At 67.0% G+C, this 18,767-nt stretch carries 11 protein-coding genes; 5 read left to right on the top strand and 6 right to left on the bottom strand.

Annotated elements, in window-relative coordinates; all coding sequences use genetic code 11:
• Window positions 1–170 precede the first annotated feature (170 nt).
• Both rimO and AB6730_RS07720 read left to right on the top strand, forming a co-directional pair.
• Window positions 171–1,493, top strand: coding sequence for a 30S ribosomal protein S12 methylthiotransferase RimO (gene rimO, locus AB6730_RS07725; RefSeq protein WP_371023066.1), 1,323 nt, complete (start codon window positions 171–173; stop codon window positions 1,491–1,493).
• Window positions 1,494–1,499: 6 nt separating this feature from the next.
• Window positions 1,500–2,297: a DUF3025 domain-containing protein gene (locus AB6730_RS07720; RefSeq protein ID WP_371023065.1), complete on the top strand. Its 798-nt coding sequence runs from the start codon at window positions 1,500–1,502 to the stop codon at window positions 2,295–2,297.
• Between the two features lie 150 nt (window positions 2,298–2,447).
• Here AB6730_RS07720 and AB6730_RS07715 read toward each other — a convergent pair whose 3' ends face one another.
• Entirely contained in the window at window positions 2,448–3,083 is a 636-nt protein-coding gene (locus AB6730_RS07715; RefSeq protein ID WP_371023064.1) for a response regulator, read from the bottom strand.
• A gap of 84 nt (window positions 3,084–3,167) precedes the next feature.
• Between AB6730_RS07715 and AB6730_RS07710 the strand changes: the two genes are divergently transcribed.
• On the top strand, window positions 3,168–6,716 hold the full coding sequence (locus AB6730_RS07710; RefSeq protein ID WP_371023063.1) for an ATP-binding protein: 3,549 nt from the start codon (window positions 3,168–3,170) through the stop codon (window positions 6,714–6,716).
• Here the strand turns inward: AB6730_RS07710 and greB are convergent.
• From greB to AB6730_RS07695, 3 genes are read right to left on the bottom strand one after another with little or no spacing between them, the layout of a single operon-like run.
• Window positions 6,707–7,207, bottom strand: coding sequence for a transcription elongation factor GreB (greB, locus tag AB6730_RS07705; protein WP_371023062.1), 501 nt, complete (start codon window positions 7,205–7,207; stop codon window positions 6,707–6,709). The genes AB6730_RS07710 and greB overlap by 10 nt on opposite strands.
• Window positions 7,204–8,466 (bottom strand): tol-pal system YbgF family protein, encoded by a 1,263-nt coding sequence (locus AB6730_RS07700; RefSeq protein WP_371023061.1) that lies wholly within the window; start codon window positions 8,464–8,466, stop codon window positions 7,204–7,206. The genes greB and AB6730_RS07700 overlap by 4 nt, the downstream gene beginning before the upstream one ends.
• Before the next feature lie 2 nt (window positions 8,467–8,468).
• A complete protein-coding gene (locus AB6730_RS07695; protein ID WP_371023060.1) occupies window positions 8,469–9,980 on the bottom strand; it encodes a helicase HerA-like domain-containing protein in 1,512 nt (503 codons plus the stop codon).
• Between the two features lie 135 nt (window positions 9,981–10,115).
• Here AB6730_RS07695 and AB6730_RS07690 point away from each other — a divergent pair, with 135 nt between their 5' ends.
• Window positions 10,116–11,642: a transglycosylase SLT domain-containing protein gene (locus tag AB6730_RS07690; RefSeq protein WP_371023059.1), complete on the top strand. Its 1,527-nt coding sequence runs from the start codon at window positions 10,116–10,118 to the stop codon at window positions 11,640–11,642.
• A 9-nt stretch (window positions 11,643–11,651) separates the two neighbouring features.
• Here AB6730_RS07690 and AB6730_RS07685 read toward each other — a convergent pair whose 3' ends face one another.
• Window positions 11,652–12,098 carry a hypothetical protein gene (locus tag AB6730_RS07685; RefSeq protein ID WP_371023058.1) on the bottom strand — a complete coding sequence of 149 codons (447 nt, stop codon included), beginning with the start codon at window positions 12,096–12,098 and terminating at the stop codon, window positions 11,652–11,654.
• A gap of 130 nt (window positions 12,099–12,228) precedes the next feature.
• Complete coding sequence (gene asd / locus AB6730_RS07680) at window positions 12,229–13,083, bottom strand: archaetidylserine decarboxylase (protein ID WP_371023057.1); 855 nt, start codon at window positions 13,081–13,083, stop codon at window positions 12,229–12,231.
• 151 nt (window positions 13,084–13,234) lie between these two features.
• On the opposite strand from asd, the gene AB6730_RS07675 reads away from it, so the two are divergent.
• On the top strand, window positions 13,235–18,664 hold the full coding sequence (locus AB6730_RS07675; RefSeq protein WP_371023056.1) for an autotransporter outer membrane beta-barrel domain-containing protein: 5,430 nt from the start codon (window positions 13,235–13,237) through the stop codon (window positions 18,662–18,664).
• Window positions 18,665–18,767: the final 103 nt, after the last annotated feature.

The following is an 18,767-nucleotide window of genomic DNA, read 5'->3' as shown; positions in this document are numbered from 1 at the left end:
CCATGGTCCGTGATCAGGTCGGCTGGCGATCCACTGCGCCTTGAGGAGCCAAAGGAAAAAGACAGTTGCTCCCACCAGGTTGGCGCCCGGCAGCTCTCCGCACCAGGCGAACCCCGGAAATGCGCGAAGAGCTTATAATGCGCAGTTCCCTCTCTCCGGTACCCACGGTAATGTCCCAGGCCGCCCAGACCCAGAAGATCGGTTTCGTCAGCCTCGGCTGTCCGAAGGCGCTCGTCGATTCCGAACGCATCCTCACCCAGCTCAAGGTCGAAGGCTACGAGATCGTCCCCAGCTATGGCGAAGCGGATGCCGTGGTGGTCAATACCTGCGGATTCATCGATTCCGCCGTGCAGGAATCGCTCGACGCCATCGGCGAAGCCCTGCACGAGAACGGCAAGGTGATCGTCACCGGCTGCCTGGGCAAGCGCGAGTCGCTGATCCGCGAAAGCTACCCTGATGTGCTCGCGATCACCGGCCCGCAGGACTACGCCAGCGTGATGAGCGCCGTGCACACGGCCTTGCCGCCCACGCGAAACAAATTCATTGACCTCGTGCCCGACACGGGCGTGAAGCTCACGCCCAAGCACTACGCGTACCTGAAGATCTCCGAGGGCTGCAATCATCGTTGCAGCTTCTGCATCATCCCCTCGATGCGTGGCGACCTCGTCAGCCGGCCGGTCGACCAGGTGTTGCTCGAGGCCGAGAAACTGGTGAAGGGTGGCGTGAAGGAGCTGCTGGTGATCTCGCAGGACACCAGCGCCTATGGCGTGGACGTCCGTTATGCCGAGCGCGAGTGGCGGGGCAAGGCCTATCGCACTCGCATGACCGAACTCTGCCAGGGCCTCTCGGAACTGGGCGCTTGGACACGCCTGCATTACGTCTACCCGTATCCGCACGTCGACGAAATCATGCCGCTGATGGCGGAGGGTAAGATCCTCCCGTACCTCGACATTCCGTTCCAGCATGCCAGCCCGCGCATCCTCAAGCTCATGAAGCGTCCGGGCAACGTCGACAAGACGCTGGAGCGCATCCAGAACTGGCGTCGCCAGGTGCCGGACCTCACGATCCGCAGCACCTTCATCGTCGGTTTCCCCGGCGAGACGAACGAGGAGTTCCAGGAACTGCTCGACTTCCTGCGCGAGGCGGAACTCGATCGCGTCGGCGCGTTCGCCTATTCGCCGGTGGACGGTGCGAAGGCCAACGACCTCCCCGGGCAGATCGACGAGGAACTGAAGGAAGACCGCCTCGAGCAGTTCATGGCCGTGCAGGCGGAGATTTCCGCCGCGAAGCTGCAACGCAAGGTCGGCAGGACGATCAAGGTGCTGGTCGATGAGATAGACGCGGATGGTGCCTGGGGTCGCTCCAGTGCGGACGCGCCGGAGATCGACGGTGCCGTTCGCATCGACGACGGCCAGTTGCTCAAGCCCGGCCAGTTCGTCGACGTGGTCGTGGAAGAGGCCGACGCGCACGACCTCTACGGTCGCCTGGCCTGAGTCTTCATGCGGCACGTGGCGCCGACGCGGGATGCGCTGGACCGGCGCGTGCTGGCATCGCCGCCACTGTCGCACTGGTCGCGTTTCGCCGGTTTCATCGAAGGTGAGGCGTGGCCGGATGTCGAATCCCTGAACGATCTATGGCCCGAGCCATCGGGCTTTCGCTTCGCGAGGCAGGATGCCGCGTTGTTCGCCGATGGGTTGCACTATGAGGAACGCATCGCGAGCCTCGGCGCCATCGCCACGCGGCAGGACAACTGGCACGACCTTTTCAACGCTTTCGTCTGGTTGCGTCACACCGCGCTGAAGCGCGCATTGAATGCGCGGCAGATGGCGGAAATCGGGGTGATGGGGCCACGCGAGCGTTCGCGCCCTCAGTGTGCGCTCACGCATTTCGATGAAGCGGGATTGATCGTGACGTTGCGCGATCCGGCGATGCTGGACGCATGGGATGCGCACGACTGGCATCGTCTGTTCTGGACATATCGCGAGGCATGGTCGAGCGGCGAGGCGCGTGTCGATGTCTTCGGCCACGCCTTGCTCGAGCATGCGCTCACGCCGGGAAAGCTGCTGGTGGGCAAGGCGCTGGTGGTGATGGGCGAGGGCGATGCCATCGCGCGCTGCGCGGAAGCGATCGCCGCTGGCGACGTTCTTCGCGATCCGCAGGAGCTTCGTCCGCTTCCGGTGTCGGGTGTTCCGGGATGGCATCCGGAGACGGAGGACGAGGCGTTCTACACGAGCGCGCCGTGCTTCCAGCCGCTGCGCCCCGGCCGCGTCTATCCGCCACCGCTCGGTTCGCCATAGCGAAGCTCCCCGTGTATGTGGGGGCCGGCCTTGGTGGGAGCCGACCCTGTCGGCGATGGGTGCTTGCCGTGACCTGGCCCGCTGCCGCGGGATCGCCGACAAGGTCGGCTCCCACAAGGGCCGGCTCCTACCAGTGTGCCGCCGCAACCCTCACACCAGGCCGTGGTCTCGCGCGTATTCGCCCAGCAGGCTGTCGTGATCCACGCCCAGCTTGCGCATGGCGTCGCGCTTCTGTCGGCTGATCGTCTTCACGGACTTCCCTTCGCGGTCGGCGATCTGCTGGAGCGACATGCCGTTGACGAACAGGCGGATCACTTCCGTCTCGCGCGGTGACAACGGCGCGCCGGGCATCGCTTCGGAGGCGTCGTCCGCTTCGTTGAGGATGTCGAGAAGCGTCTCGCTCAGGTAGGTTTCGCCGTCCGCCACGGCGCGGGCCGCGGTCGCCAGTTCGTCCATGGGGGCGCGTTTGTCCACGATGCCGCGCACGCCGCGGTTGAGCATGGACTGCAGCGCGGCGGGGCGATTGATCATCGTCAACACCACCAGCGCAAGCTGCGGATGCTCCTTCACGATCGTCTCGATCAGGGCGAAACCATCGTCTTGCCGATCGCTCGGCATGAGAAAATCCGTAATAACGACGTCGCAAGGGCGCTCGCCGAGCATGGCCAGCAACTCGTCCGCGGCCTTTGCCTCACCCACCACGTCGATGTGCGCGTTCCGCAGCGCAAGGGCGCCGCCGACGAGAACCAGGGGGTGATCGTCTGCCAGAATGACCTTCAGTGGCATGCCTTGTGTTCTCCTTGTTTCATTACACACAGCGAACTTCGAACCGATTATGCCCATGATGGTTCCCCTGACGAAGCCTGCGATGTGATCCGACGCCTGATCCTGCTTTTCCTGGTCTGCCTGGCCGGCCCCCTCCGGGCCATGCCGGATGGCTCGCCTTCGCGTGAAGACGCGAATTGGCTACGCCACCACCCGGTACTCACCGTCGGTGCCTATCGCGAGGGCTACCCGCCTTTCGAAGAGCTGCGCGACGGTGAACTGGAGGGCCTGGGCCCGGATTACCTGCGCGAGATCGCCCGCGACCTCGGCGTGACCCTGCAGACCCGGGTCTACGCCACGTGGCCCGACCTGCTCGCGGGCCTGGCCCGTGGCGAGATCGACGTCGCCACCTCGGTCACCCCGCTGGAACAGGGCATGCCGGGCATCCGCGTCGGTGCCACCTACTTCGAGTCCCTGCCTTCGCTGGTGGAGCGCGCGGACGCGCCCATCGTCCATCGGCCGGGCGACCTGCGCGGCAAGCGCCTGGCCGTGCACGCGGGCTACTTCGACATGGCGGCGCTGCGCCGGGAACTGCCGGAAACCACCCTCGTCGAGACGACATCGACGGCCGATGCGTTGGCGCGGGTGCGCTCGGGTGATGTCACGGCGTACCTCGACAATCCTTACTCCGCCCGTGAGTTCGTGGCCCGCCTGGGTTTCGAGCGCGAACTTCGCGTGGGCGCACCGTTGGCGCTGCCGATCAGCGCGCTGGCCTTCGCCGTCCCCGCCGACCGCGCGCCGCTCGGCCACGCCATCGACCACGCGGTCGCCGAACTCACCGCCGCCGATCATGGCCGGCTCCGCGCCCGTTGGGTCGGCCGCGATATCGCGCCACGCCCCCGGCAGACCGACATTCCGCTCAGCGAGAAGGAAAAGGCCTGGCTGAACGCCTTGCCGCCCTTGCGCCTGGGCGTGGACCCCAGCTACGCGCCTTTCAGCCTGCTATCGGGGCAGGGCGAGGCGGAAGGCCTGGCGCTCGACTACGTGCGCGAGATCGCCGCCGAGCTGGGCATCCGCCTGACCCAGGTGCCCAGCGAAAACTGGATGGGCACCGTGGAGAGGGTGAAGCGGGGCGAGGTGGATCTCGTCGCCGCGATCAATCCGCAGAGCGCCACGTCTCCGTACCTGGAGCCCAGCGTTCCCTACCTCGACTTCCCGATCATGATCGTGACGCGCGAAGGCGCGCCGACCATGGCCGGCCGCGACGATCTTGCCGGGAAGCGTGTGTTCGGCAACGTCACCCGGGAGCCGATCCGGCGCCTGTTGGCGCGCATTCCCAACGTGCAGGCCATTCCCGTCGACACCGAGGCCGAAGGCATGCGCCGGTTGGCGGCAGGCGAGGGTGACGCTTTCGTCGGCAACCTCGCCTCGGTCGACTACCACATCCGCGAGACCTTCCTCGGCCAGTTGAAGGTCGCGGCACCCACCGGAGACAGCGAAGCCATCGCGGTGGGCGTGCGCCACGACCTGGCTCCGTTGTTGCCCCTGGTCAACCGCGTTCTCGTCAACCTGCCTACGCACCGGCAGCAGGAAATCCGCAACACGTGGTTCGCCTCACACTACGTCGTCGGCCCCACCTGGCGCGAGGTCGCGGGGCGCGTGCTGCCGTTCGTCGCGGTGCTGCTGATCTCGCTCGTCGCCATCAGCTACGCCTATCTCAACCTGCGCCGGGAAACCCGTCGGCGCGAGCGGACCGAGCGGCGCCTCGCCGAAGTCACCGCCCACGTTCCGGCGGTGGTGTACGAGGCCGTGCGCGGCACCGATGCCGCCTATGCGATGAGCTACGTCGGCGGCGACCCGCAGCGCATCCTCGGCATGGAACCCGGCGACCTGCTCGCCGGCGATGCGACGATGCTCGCGCCCGTGGCGGACGAGGATCGCGAGAAACTTCGCGAAGCCTTCGAGCGTTCCGCGCGCGAACTCACGCCCTTGCACGTGACGGTGCGTGCGCAGGTGGGTGGACGCGTCCGTTACCTCAGTTCGGATGCCGTGCCGCTAGCGGCCGCGGATGGCAGCGTGCGCTGGAACGGCTATTGGGTGGATGTCACCGCGCAGGAACTGGCGGCGCGCGGGCTGGCCCATGCTCGCGATGAGGCGGAGGCGGCCACGCAGGCCAAGAGCGACTTCCTCGCCACGATCAGCCACGAGATACGCACGCCGATGAACGGTGTGATCGGCCTGCTCGACGTCCTCGAACGCACGCGCCTGGACGATGGCCAGCGCAAGATGGTTTCCACGATCGAGCATTCGGCGGAAGCGCTGCTGCATATCCTCGACGACGTCCTCGATTTCTCGAAGATCGAAGCGGGCCACCTCACCCTCGATCCCCAACCCTCGGACCTGCGCGCGATCGTCGAAGGCGCCGTCGCCATCCTGGCGGCACAGGCCGAAGCGAAGGGCCTGTCGCTGCGCGTGCACTTCGACCCCGCCCTGGCGCCGGCGGTCGTCGTGGACGATGGCCGCCTGCGCCAGGTCCTGCTGAACCTGCTCGGCAACGCGATCAAGTTCACCGCCAGCGGCGACGTGGCCGTGGAGGTGCACGTCGACGAGCGGCATGGCTCACGCCAGCGTTTGCGCATCGTCGTCGCGGATACGGGTATCGGTATCCACGCCGCGAAACTACGTCATGTGTTCGCGCCCTTCAGCCAGGCCGAATCGTCGACGACCCGGCGTTTCGGCGGAACAGGTCTGGGCCTCAGCATTTCCCGGCGCCTGATCGAGCGCATGGGCGGGCACATTGCCCTGGACAGCGAGCCGGGCCGTGGCACGATCGTAAGTGTGACGCTGGAAGTCGCCGTGGCCGATGCGCCTCGCGTGAGGGATGAAGCCGCTGCCCCTGCGTCGCTCCCCTCGCCGGACGACCCGGGCAAAGCACGCATCCTGTTGGCCGAGGATCATCCGGTGAACCAGGAACTGGTGCGCGTGCAACTGGCCTTGCGGGGCTATCGCTGCGACATCGTCGACGACGGCGTGGCCGCGCTCGCCGCCCTCGAACTCGCCGACTACGACCTGCTCCTGGTCGATTGCCACATGCCGCATATGGATGGCTACGCGGTGGCGCGGGAAGTGCGCCGGCGTGAAGTGGGGACGGGACGCCACCTGCCCATCGTCGCGATGACGGCCGATGCGCGTGCCGACCAGCGCGAGATCTGCCTCGCGGCCGGCATGGACGACCTGCTGCGCAAACCCATTCGGCTGGAAGCCTTCCACGCGACGGTGGAACGCTGGCTAGCGAAGACGGGACCGGCCGTGCCCGCCATCGACATGGAGCGTATGCGCAAGGCGTTTGGATCGGACGAGAATATCGCCCGGGTGATCCGCGCCGGCGCGGACACGACACGCGAGGCGCTGTCGCGGTTGCCCGAGGTGCTCGACCGTGCCGCTCGCGAAGAAGTGGCGGGATGGGTTCATCATGTGCTTGGCGGCGTGAACGTATTCGGTTATTCGGCCGTCGCCGAGGAAGGCGAGCGCCTCGAACTCGCGCTTCGTGAAGGTGCCGACGTCGACATCGTCGCCGTCGATGCCTTCGCGTCCCGCGTGGCGCAATTCACCGATGGACTGGAGCGACTCGCTGCGACGGCGGATCAGTCGTAGTCGACGGCGATCACGGCGAAGCGGGTGCGGCCGCCCGGTAGCTCCGCTTCGAATTCGTCGTCCACGCGCTTCTTCAGAACGGCGCGCGCGAGAGGCGAGTCGATGCTGATCCAGCCGAGTCGCGCATCGGTTTCGTCGGGCCCCACGATGCGATAGCGCACGCTGTCGCCGGTGTCGACGTTTTCCAGTTCGATCGTCGCGCCGAAGAAAACGGCATCTCGTTGCGAAGGGGCCGTTTCCACCACCTTGAGCACGGGAATGCGCTTGCTGAGGTAGCGCGCACGGCGGTCGATCTCGCCCAGCTGTTTCTTCCGGTACGTGTATTCGGCGTTCTCCGAACGATCGCCTTCGGCTGCCGCGGCGGCGAGTGCCTTGACCACCTCGGGCCTGACCGTGTGCCACAGGTGGTCGAGTTCGGCCTTCAGGCGTTCGAAGCCTTCGCGCGTGATGATCGCCGTCGACGACGGGGAGGGTGGACGCCAGCGGCTCATGGCGAGACCTTCCGCGTCGATGCGAGTGTGGCGAGGAGGGCTTCGATATCGCGCGCGAGCGGATGCTCCGGATAATCGACAAGGAGGCGGCGCGCCAAGGTCGCGGCTTCCGCGGCCTGGCCAAGGCGATCGTGCATGCGCACGGCCAGCAGGCCGTAGTGCGGCGCACCCATGTCGAGCGGCCAGCAGCGCACGTAACCCTCGGCCAGGTGCAGGGCGAGCCGTGACATGCCGCCGTGTGCCGCGGTGTCGGCGAGCGGTCCGCAGGTGACGGTGTCGTCGGGAAGAAAGGACGGATCGACGTCGAGGCAATCCTGCACCACGCCGAGTGCCCGTCGCGACTCGCCGCCGACGACCAGCGCCGCGATCCAGATATGTCCGTGCACGAGCAGTTCCGGCCATCGTCCTTGCGCCCGCAGCAGTTCGCGATAACGCAGGTGCAGGCCGGGCGGAGCCAGGCCTTCGCGCAGGCGTTCGGTGAGGATGTCGGTGGCACCGGGAACGTCGTCCCGCGCGATCAGGTTCACGTGCGAAAGCAGCGCGCCGTCGTCGTCGGGTTCCGCCACGGCGGCGATCGCCATGGACTCCGGCTGATAGCCGAGCACCTCGTGCTTATGGTGGATCAGCGCACCCATCAGGTGGAAATTGTAGACGGTGAGGTAGTTGGCGACGAGGTAATAGCCCAGCGTGCCGAAGAACGTGGGGCCATGATCCTTCATCGCGTATTGGGCGGCGGCCTGGAGCAGGCTGCTGGCCAGCATGATCACGAACAGCAAGACGTAGCTGCCACCGAGGCGGCCGACCGCCTGCACCCAGATGGCCGGATTCAAGGCGGCGCCGACACCGTCGAAGGTCAGCGACATCGTGATCACGGGCAGCACGAAGGCGAACACCAGCGAGACGAGCAGCCCCGGTACACCGAAGAAGATCGGCGCGAGCACCGCGATGGCGTTGCCGGTCAGCTGGATCAGGATCAGCGCGATGCTGGTCCCGTCCGTCGTATGGATCGCCATTTCCGGTGGGTCGGCGTAACCGTCGGCGGTGTGCCGCAGGCATTCGAAGGCATACGTGTAGAGCGCCATCCAGCCGAGGCCGATCACCAGCAGCTTCAGTCCCGTCACCGGCAGGAAGGCGATCGACTCGAACAGCGTGATGGCGCCGATCGTGAGCGGCGCCGCGCCACGCATCGGATACCGCCATCCGATGCGGATGCGTTCCGCGAACGGCGTATCGGCGTCCGCCAGTTCGTGACGTGGCACGTTTAGCGCTTCCCGCCGAAGATGCTGCCCAGGATGCCGCGCACGATCTGCTGGCCCGCGCGCGAGCCCGCCGTGCGCACCATCGACTTGGCCATCGTCTCGATCATGCCCTGGCGGCGCTTGGTGCCGAAGACGGCGTCGCGCACGGCACCGCCCCAGCCGCTGTCGCCGGCATCGTCCTTGCCGTCGGCATTGCCGGCCGATTTGACCGGCGGTGCATCGTCCGCGCTCTTTTCGCTGGCACGGGCGGCGAGGCGTTCCTGTGCGGATTCGCGATTCACCAGGGTGTCGTACTTGCCCCCCACAGGCGAGCGCGAGCGCACGGCGGCACGTTCTTCCACGGTGATCGCCCCGATCCGGCACACGGGTGTCGCCACCAGCACCTTCTGCACGGGCGAAGGCACGCCGCCGTCACCGAGCGTGGAGGCCAAGGCCTCGCCGGTACCCAGCGTGCCGATCGTTTCCACCACGTCGATCTTGGGGTTGCGCGCGAAGGTCTCGGCGGCGGCTTTCACCGCCTTCTGGTCGCGCGGCGTGAACGCACGCAGCGCGTGCTGCACACGATTGCCCAACTGGCCAAGGATCTCGCCGGGCACGTCGTCCGGATTCTGCGAGCAGAAGTACACACCCACACCCTTGGAACGGATCAACCGCACCACTTGTTCCACGCGCTGGCGCAGGGCCGCCGGCGCGTCGTCGAAGAGCAGGTGCGCCTCGTCGAAGAAGAACACCATCTTGGGCACGTCGAGATCGCCCACCTCGGGCAATTGCTCGAACAGTTCCGAGAGCAGCCACAGCAGGAAGGTGGAATAGAGCCGTGGTTTCAGGATGAGCGTGTCGGCGGCGAGCACGCTGATGACGCCGCGCCCGCTCATGTCCTGGCGCATCAGGTCGGCCAGCTCCAGCGCCGGCTCGCCGAAGAAGGAATCGGCACCGTCCTGCTCCAGCTTCAACAGCGCCCGCTGGATCGCGGCCACGCTCTGCGCGCTGATCAAGCCATAGCGCGCCGAGATGTCCTTGGCGTGTTCCGAGGCGAAACCGAGCATGGCGCGCAGGTCGGCCAGGTCGAGCAACAACAGTCCTTCGTCGTCGGCGACGCGGAAGACCACTTCCATCACGCCTTCCTGCGTGTCGTTGAGCTCCAGGATGCGCGAGAGCAGGGTGGGGCCCATCTCCGACACCGTGGCGCGTACGGGATGGCCCGACTTGCCGTAGATGTCCCAGAACACCACCGGGTTGGCCTGCGGCTTCCAGTCGGTGAGGCCGAGCTTCGCCAAGCGTGCGGCCAACTTCTCGGAGGGTGCGCCGGCCGCCTGGGACAGGCCGGCCAGGTCGCCCTTGGCGTCGGCGAGGAAGCAGGGCACGCCCAGCTTCGAGAAGCCCTCGGCCAGCAGCATCAGGCTCACCGACTTTCCGGTGCCCGTGGCGCCGGCGATCATGCCGTGGCGGTTGCCGTAGCGGGAGTCGAGTTCGACGGCCGTTTCGTCGTTCCGGCCGATCAGGATCGTGGGCATGGCTTCGTCCTTAGGAATGTCCTGAACAAGTGTACGCAACGATGCGCCGTTGCGGAGAAAAGTGGCGCCTGCCGCTTGAGTCCGGGAGGCCCCGGCAGTAACGTGGCCGGCATTGTCCGACCCCCGAGTAAGTGCATGTCTGTCCGCGTCCCGCGTTCGCTCCTGATCCTGCCCCTGGCCATTCTCGCCGGCTGCGCCTCGAGCGGCGCCCCCCGCTCCGGCAAGGCCACCCCGGAGGTGAATGCCTTGTACGACCGGATGAACCAGGCGAGCAAGGGTTACGAGGCCTCGATCGACCAGGCCCGGCGTGGCGACACCCCCCAGGCGGCGCAGACACGCAAGCAGTCCCTCGACCAGCTCAAGGACGCCTCGGCGCGTTGCGCCCTCACGCCGGGATGCGACCAGCAACGTTTCGCGGCGGTGTTCGATCGCCTGCTGCGCCTGAAGGATGGCAGTTTCATCGAGGGCGAGGATGCCGACGATACCGAGCAGGGCGCGGAGGTGGGCGAACAGCCGGGCGACGCGGCCAGTTCGGTCGCCGTCGGTGCGCTGCCGCAGGCGCAACGCGCCGTCACCATGCTCAAGGGCCAGCAGTTCTCCGACCTCATGGTCATGAACGGGCCGGTGAAGGCGGCGCTGGAGATGTGGCTCACGCAGTTGCGTCCGAACCTGATGGACGCCTACGTCAATTACCAGATGATGCGCTACAAGATGTGGCCGGCCTATAAGAAGGCCGACCTGCCCGAGGCCTTGCTGTTCGGCATCATGGCGAAGGAATCCGGCGGCAAGGTGCACGCCGTGTCGCGCTCGGGCGCTTCCGGCCCGTTGCAGTTCATGTACGCCACCGGGCTGCGCTTCGGCCTGTCCAACAGCGATGGCTTCGATCAGCGCTTCGATCCGACGATGGCGGCGCAGGCCAACGCGGAGTACATCGACGAACAACTCCGCGCCTTCAACAACAACCTCGAACTCACCCTCGCCGCGTACAACGGCGGGGAGGGCCGCATGCGCCGGATCGCGGCGACGAGCCCCGGGGCCAGCTTCTACGACCCCCAGATCTACGGCCAGATGTCGGCCGAGACGCGCGACTACGTGCCGATGGTGCTCGCGGCGGCATGGCTGTTCCTGCATCCGGACAGCTACCACCTGACCTGGCCCAAGATCGACGGCGAGCCGGGCCAGATCGTGCTGAAACGCCCCGCGTCGATCAGCGAACTGACCGTCTGCCTGGGTTCCGCCCAGGGCATGCCGGAAGGTTGGTTCCGCACCCTGCGCAACCTCAATCCGCGACTCGATCCGCAGGTCAGCCAGCCGGTGGGCGCGCGCCTGGAGGTTCCCAAGCAGTTGGAGAAGGCCTATGCCTCCACTTGCACCGACGGCCCATGGCCGATCCTCGCCAGCGACTTGCACAATGCGGTGAAGATCATCGCGCCACCGCCGCCGGCCGCCACCTCGGCCGCGCTGGCCAATGGACCGTCCGCGCCCTCGTCGAAGCCGTCGCCCACCGCGTCGAGGAACTACACCGTGCGCCGGGGCGACACCCTGGTCAGCATCGCGCGCAAGAGCAGTTGCGCCGATGTCGAAGACATCGCGCGCATGAATGGCTTGAAGGGACACCAGTTGAAGGTGGGGCAGGCGATCCGCGTGCCCGTCTGCCGCTGAGGCGAGCGCTTACGCGACGGCGTGCGGCTCGTTCGCCCATGCCGTGGCCGTGCCGCGCCGCTCGGACGCCGACAATTCCTTGATCTGGCGCATCAGGCGCAGGATCTGCCGGTGCAGGTCTTCCATGTTGGGGCGCCGCGAATCCAGGGTCTCGTGGTAGACCGAGGCGATCCACAGCGCGACACCACGCGTGGCGATCAACGGGTTATCCGAGCGTGCCTTGCCGAGGCCGATATCCGGCCCGTGACCGTAGGTGCTGTAGCGCTCTTCGGGCGGGGTGCCGTAGAGATGGGGAAAGTCGCAGGCCGCGGCCTGTTCCATCTCGCGCCGGACCAGTTGCTGCAGGTCCGCGTGGGCTCGCACCGGCAGGGCCAGGACGACACGTTCGATATCGGCGAGTTGCCGGCGAAGGCGGATTTCGCGATTGACGGCGATGAGATGGGTGACCAGACGCATGGACTACTTCCCCTAGTACGGATGCTTCTTGCGGTCCCGGTGCCCCTCCCCAGAAGGCCAACGGTCCGCGAAGAATACGCCGCCGATGCGTCAAATGTAAGACGTTTTCGTCACATTGTGACGTGGCCCGTCATTGCGACGCGTCGCTGCCGGTCCAGGCTCCGATTCGTTGCCCGACGATAACCTGTTGTTGTGGCTTGAGTTCGTCCAGGGTGTAACCCTCCGGCAACAGGAGGATGACGGTCGAGCCCATGTTGAAGCGGGCCATTTCCCCGAAGCGCTCCAGCGTCACGTCGCGGCCGCGGCAGTCGTTGCGGATGATGTCCGAGGCATACGGCGGAATCGCCATGCCGTCCCATACGGTGGCCACGCTGGAGACCAGGATCGCGCCGACCATGACCGACACGAAGGGGCCGTGTTCGCCCTGGAAATGGCAGACGAGGCGCTCGTTGCGCGCGAACAGCCGCGGAATGGCTTCGACCGCGAACGGGGCCACGCTGAAGATGCGGCCCGGGACATGCGTGGTACCGGTGAGCTTGCCCGCGAGCGGCATGTGCACGCGGTGGTAGTCGCGCGGTGACAGGTAGATGGTGACGAAGCTGCCGTTGCGGAACGGTGCCGCGGCGGCCTCGTCGCCCAGCAGTTCCGCCGCGCTGTATTCCTGGCCCTTCGCCTGGAAGATCCGGCCGTCACGGATAGGTCCGGACTGGCTGATCCGCCCGTCGGCCGGCGAGAGGATAGCCTGCGGGTCCGGGTCGGCCGCGCGCGCGCCGGCCTTCAGCTTGCGGGTGAAGAACGCATTGAAGTGCTGGTACGCGAACGGGTCCGGCTGGGCGGCCTGGCTCATGTCGACGGCATAGCGCTGCACGATCTCCCGAATGAGAAAATTCTTCCATGGGGCCCATTCCCACCGGGTCGCCTGGTAGACGATGCGCGAGAGGAAGCGGTGCGGGAGGATGTACTGCAGCAGGACGTTGGGCTTCATGCGCGGGAGTATAGGGGAGACCGCCGGATCCACCACCTTGTGCGCCGATTCGGCAACGGATGGCCTCCCTGCACGTTTCCTTCATCTGGCACGCCGATAAATCCGCGCAGGGGGCACGCCGTAAGACGCGGCGCCGTTGGGGTACGACAATATGAGAACGCGCAGTGCGAACGACCGTCCTGGAAAGGACGGCTGGCGACATCGTGTGCTTTTCCTGGCCGTCGCGTCGAGCCTCGGCGCTCCTTCCGCCTCCATCGAGGCACAAACCGTACCGCTGGCGGCCTACGACCCCGTCAACAACGATGCGAAGGTGGGTCAAACCGTCGTCGCGGCGGGCAGCAGCGTCACCATCTCCGGTAACCAGCAATTCCAGGCCGGCGACACCGGAACACGCAACACGACGCTCGGAGCCCTGGACAGCCTGGGCCGGTTGATATCCGGAACGCAATGGATCGGCGCGCCACGCCTCAACCCCGGTTCGCAGAACTTCGGCGTCAGCGTACCGGACCCCATCACCGGCGGGCGCCGCGTCGTTTCCGCCTACAACACCGCCAACCTGTCACCGCTGGGCGCGGTCGGCCTCGACACCACGGTGCCCGACGTGGTCAACGTGAACGACCAGCAGTACATCGACGCGCGGGTGGGCACGGTCACCGCGGCAGGCGGATCGCTCGCGGTGAACATCGGCACCGCCGGCGCGGCGACCGACGCGGCGACCAATGGCTGGACCATGGCGGCGAAGCAGACCTCGCTCTTCTATGCCGACGGGACCGGCGGCGTCGCGAGCAACCTCGACTGGACCTCGACCAACCGGGTCGCCTTCACCGGTGAGGTGGCCAACCCGACGCTGCCGCAGACCTATGGCGTGAGCTTCGTCTCTCACTATGGCGGCACGTTCAACGTCACCACCACCGACGGAGCGACCACCGCGCACACCGTCACCAACGATGCGCAGCTGCGCGAGTACAACGATTTCCTGATCGCGCAGATGCAAGCCGGCAACCTCGATCCGGCACTCTATGCGGGCTTGTTCGCCAGGGGCTATACCTCGACCACGGAACAGATCGTCTATGGCATCACGGCGGACAGTCCGCCGGACGAGGTCGCCCAGCCCGTCGGCAACCGCATCGTGATGCACCTGGTCGGACCCGATGCCCACGGCACGATCGCGTCGGGTGCCACGCTGGAAGTGGTCAACGCCAACAACGGCGCCGTACGCGGCGAGGCCGGGGCCACCGTCACCGTCAACGGCACGCTGGCGACCACGCACACCTCGGGCGACGGTTCGGCGGTGGTCCTCACCGGGGCCAGCACGGGCACGAACAACGGCGTGATCAATGGCAACTTCTTCCGCAGCGCGGGCGGCACGATCGTCAACAGCCCGTTCGGTTCCAACGTGGTCGATGTCCAGGCAGGCAGCAGCTTCGACAACGCCGGCATCCTCAATCTCGCCACGGGCTCGACCAATGGCGCGGGCAAGTCGACCGGCATCCGGCTCGGCGCCGGAGCCACGGGAACCAACAGCGGCATCGTCAACGTGGGCGTGACCGGCTCGCGCTCGAACGGATCGATGGACGGCGTCTACCTCAACGACGCCACCGCCCGATTCACCAATGCCGTGGGAGGGACCATCTACATCGGTCGCGGCCCGCAGACCGATCCATCAGTGCCCGCCGCCGACGTCGGCGTGAACCAGGGCACGATCACCACGGGCATCAACGTGCCCACGGCCGCCACCGTGACGAACCTGGGCGGTATCACCCTCGGGACGTTGACCCAGAACGCGGCAGGCATCCTCGTCACGGCGCCGAATGCCGTCGTGAACAATGCGGGCACCATCGATATCAATGGCCGCGCGGCGGCGGTGCCACGCGAGAACGTCGGCTTGCTCGCGCAGAACGCGGGAGCGGGCGGGGCGATTACGAACAGTGGCACGATCAACCTCAATGGCGTGAACGGCACGGGTGTCAAGGCGTTGTCGACGGCCGGCGTCGCGTCGCTGGTCACCTCCACCGGGACCATCAACGTCGCCGGCGGCGCCGATCCGTCCAGTGGCACACGCAACATCGGCGTATGGGCGGAAGGGCAGGGTCAGGCGACCGCGCGGGCGAACGTGCAGGGCGCTGTGAACCTGTTGGGCGACGGCGCGATCGGCATCCATGCGCGCGGCCGGGCCACGGTGGACGTCGCAGCGGGTGCCGCGCCCGCTTTCGACAGTGGCGCCAAGCAGATCGGTTTCTTCGCGTTCGGCAACAACGCGCATATCAACGTCAATGGTGGCTCCACGCTCGACGTCTCGACACCGCAGTCGACCCTGTTCCGGCTGGACAGTGGCGCGGATTTCGATGGCACGGGCCTGACGATGAGCGTCTCGGGTGCGCAAGCCGTCGGCGTGCTAGGCAGTGGCGGCGGTTCCGTGCTCAATACGCGTAACGCCAATATCACCGTTTCCGGTAGCGGCGCGCAGGGCGTGATCGCGGAAGGCGGTGCGGCCGGCACCATCGACGCGGCCACCACGATGTCGTTGACGGGTCCCGGCGCTATCGCGGGCATCGCGGACGGACAGAAGCATGACCTCACCGGCGCCAATAGCGGTTCGGTGGCCCCGAGCACGTCGTTGGCCAGCTTCGCGGCGCTGAATTCCGCGCAAGCCGATGTCATCGGTTATATCGCGCGCAATGGTGCCTCGCTTTCGAACGCCGGCGCGATGCATTTCACGGGTACCCATGCGACGGGCTTCATCGTGGAGACCGGTGCGGCGGCGACCAACACCGCCGCTGTCGACCTCAGCGGCCCCGCCGCCACGGGCGCGATCCTGCGCACGGGTGGCACGTTCGCCAACAACGGCACGATCCACGTCGGCAGCGGCACCGGCGTGCGCGTGGAAGGGGCCGGTACACAACGGCTCAATCCCGCGGGTTCGATCGCGGTGGACGATGGCATCGCCGGTGTACAACTGGTCGACGGCGCGGGGTTGGTGCTGGGCGCCGGGGATTCCGCCATCGTCACCCGTGGCAGCGCACATGGCGTGCTGCTCGATGCCGGTGCCTCGTCGCTCGTGGCCAACGGCACGACGATCACCACGCTGGGGTCGGGCAACGCGATCGAGAATGCCGCCGAAACCGGCGCCATCACGCTGGCCGGCGCTACGTTGCGGGTCGGCAACGGCGCAGGATTGCGTACCGCGACCGCGATCGATCCCGCTTCGACGGCCACGATGGACATCGATGGGTCGGGCACGGGATACGCCTTCCGCCGTGCCGACGGATCGATGGCCGGTGGGAACCTCGACATCGGGCCGGGCTTCGTCATCCATGGCAATGGCGCGGGCGCGACCGGTATCCAGGCGTTTACCACGGGCGAGGTCACCAGTGCGGCCACCGTGGATATGCGCGATGCGGCGGGTGGCTCGGCCCTGGTCGCGGGAACCGCCTCGTCGGTGACGAACAGCGGTCGTCTGACCTCCGCCAGCACCGTCGCGCCGGTCGTCGACCTCGCCAATGGCGATGGCACGACGTTCGCCAACACCGGCACGGTCTCGGCGGTGACGCCATCGGCGCAAGCGATACGCGGCAGCGCGGGCAATGACACGGTGACCGTGGCGGCCGGTGCGATACGCGGCGACATCGCCACGGCCGGTGGCACCGACACCTTCGCCTGGAGCGCGGGCACCCTCGACGGTGGCCTGACCATGGGGAACGGGCCCGGCAACCAGGCGACCGTGGGTGCGGTCGATACGTCGACCACGTATCACTTGCTGGCGGGCAGCGGCGGTGGCAATACGCTGTTCTTCGACGGCACCGAGGCCCGCGGAGGTTCCTTCGCCGCCGACGCGCTGGGCAAGGGCGTGAACCTCGGCACGGGCTGGAACACCATCGCCTTCGCCGGCGGCGCCGCTTTCACCCTCACCGACAACCTGCGCCTGGCGAACAGTGATGTGACGATCGATCCGACCTCGATCCTGTTCGCGGGCGACAACGTGCATCCCGTGATCGCGGGCGGATCGCCCGGTTCGGCGAACGTATCGAACGCGGGCACCATCGATCTCACCAACGGCGCAGGATCTCCGGGCAACAGCCTGACCATCGATGGCGACTACGTGGGTGCGGAAGGTGGCTTGCGGCTCGTCACCCGGCTCGACGAAGGTGGCGCGCTGGCCGCGCAAGCGACCGATCGCCTCCTTGTGCAAGGCGATGCGTCGGGCGAGACGATCATCGACGTGACGGCCGCAGCCCTCAGCAGCGGCGCGCTGACCGATCTCGACCACAGTGGCTATGTCGGTTCAGGCGAGGGCATCTCGATCGTGCAGGTGGCGGGCGCGTCGAGCGGCGGCGCGTTCCGGCTCAAGGGTGGTTATCTCGCGTTCGGACCGTGGCAATACGGCCTTTACGCGTTCCAACCAGGAGCCAGCGATGCCGGGCAACGCGTGGTCGGTGGACCGACCGGCGGCGACGCCTTCTGGGACTACCGGCTCGCGAACGTGCTGGTATGCGACGGGCCCTGTCCCCCACCGACCACCGAATCGCCCGCACCGACGCCGGCGGCGGGCGTGGCCTATATCGCGCCGCCCGTACCCACCGGTCCGCTGGCCGAGGCGGATGCGCGGCCCGCCGTGGTGCCGCAGGTTCCCGCCTATATCGTCTCGCCGTCGGCGCTGGCGATTTACGGATACCGCACGGTCGACAACCTGCATCGCCGCCTCGGTGAAATCCGCGACATGGACGATCTCGGCGAAGGCCTGGGTAGCGAGCCGTTCGTGCGTTTCATGGGCGGCGATTACAGCTACTCCACCGATCGCTCCTTCCATGAGTACGGCTACGATTTCGATGTCGACACCCGTGCGGTGCAGGTCGGCATGAACATCTTCGCGCTCGATGCCGATCGGTCGTCGCTGCGGGCCGGTATCGCGTATACGCACGGCACGACGCGGCTCGATCCCAAGGCGGCCGATGGTTACAGCCACGCCAGGTTCGATTCCAACTCGATCGCCATGTTCGTGACCTGGCAGCGGCTCAACGGCTTCTATGTCGACGTGGTCGCCTCGGGCGATCGCCACCAGGGCGACGTGGACACCGCGCGTGCCAAGGATGTCGCGCGCGTGCGTGGTTCCGGGTGGACCGGATCGGTCGAGACGGGTTACCCATGGAAATTCGACAATGGGTGGGAGCTCGAACCGCAATTGCAGTTGACCCGGCAGCACATCGGCTTGCGCGACCAGGTGGACCTCGACGACGTGACGACGCGTTACAACGCCTTCGAACAGACCATTGGCCGGGTCGGGTTGCGCCTGGATCGTACCTGGACCACCGATGCCGGTCGCAAGGCGACCCCGTATGCGCGGCTCAATTACATTCGTGGCTGGGGTGGGCGTTCCGATGTGACGGTGGGCGCGGAGGGCTACGACATCTCGCAGCAGTTCACCGGTGGCTCGTTCGGGCGGATGATGGAGATCGGACTGGGCGGGACGTTCGCGTGGGCGAACCGGCTATCGCTGTATGGCGAGGGCGATTGGCAGAAGAACCTTGGTGATGCGGGCGCGCGGGGCTGGTCGGCGAATGTCGGTGTCCGTTGGGACTTCTGACGGTCCCGCACACCGTATCGCGGACAGGGTCCGCTCCCACCGAGCAGGCCCCAGCCTCACTGGCAGCGCCGCACTTGCTTGGTGGGAGCGGACCCTGTCCGCG

The sequence above is a fragment of the Luteibacter sp. RCC_6_2 genome, from assembly GCF_041360655.1.
Lineage (GTDB): Bacteria > Pseudomonadota > Gammaproteobacteria > Xanthomonadales > Rhodanobacteraceae > Luteibacter.
Note: the sequence above shows the minus strand (reverse complement) of the source record. Positions and strands in the feature narration are given on the sequence as shown.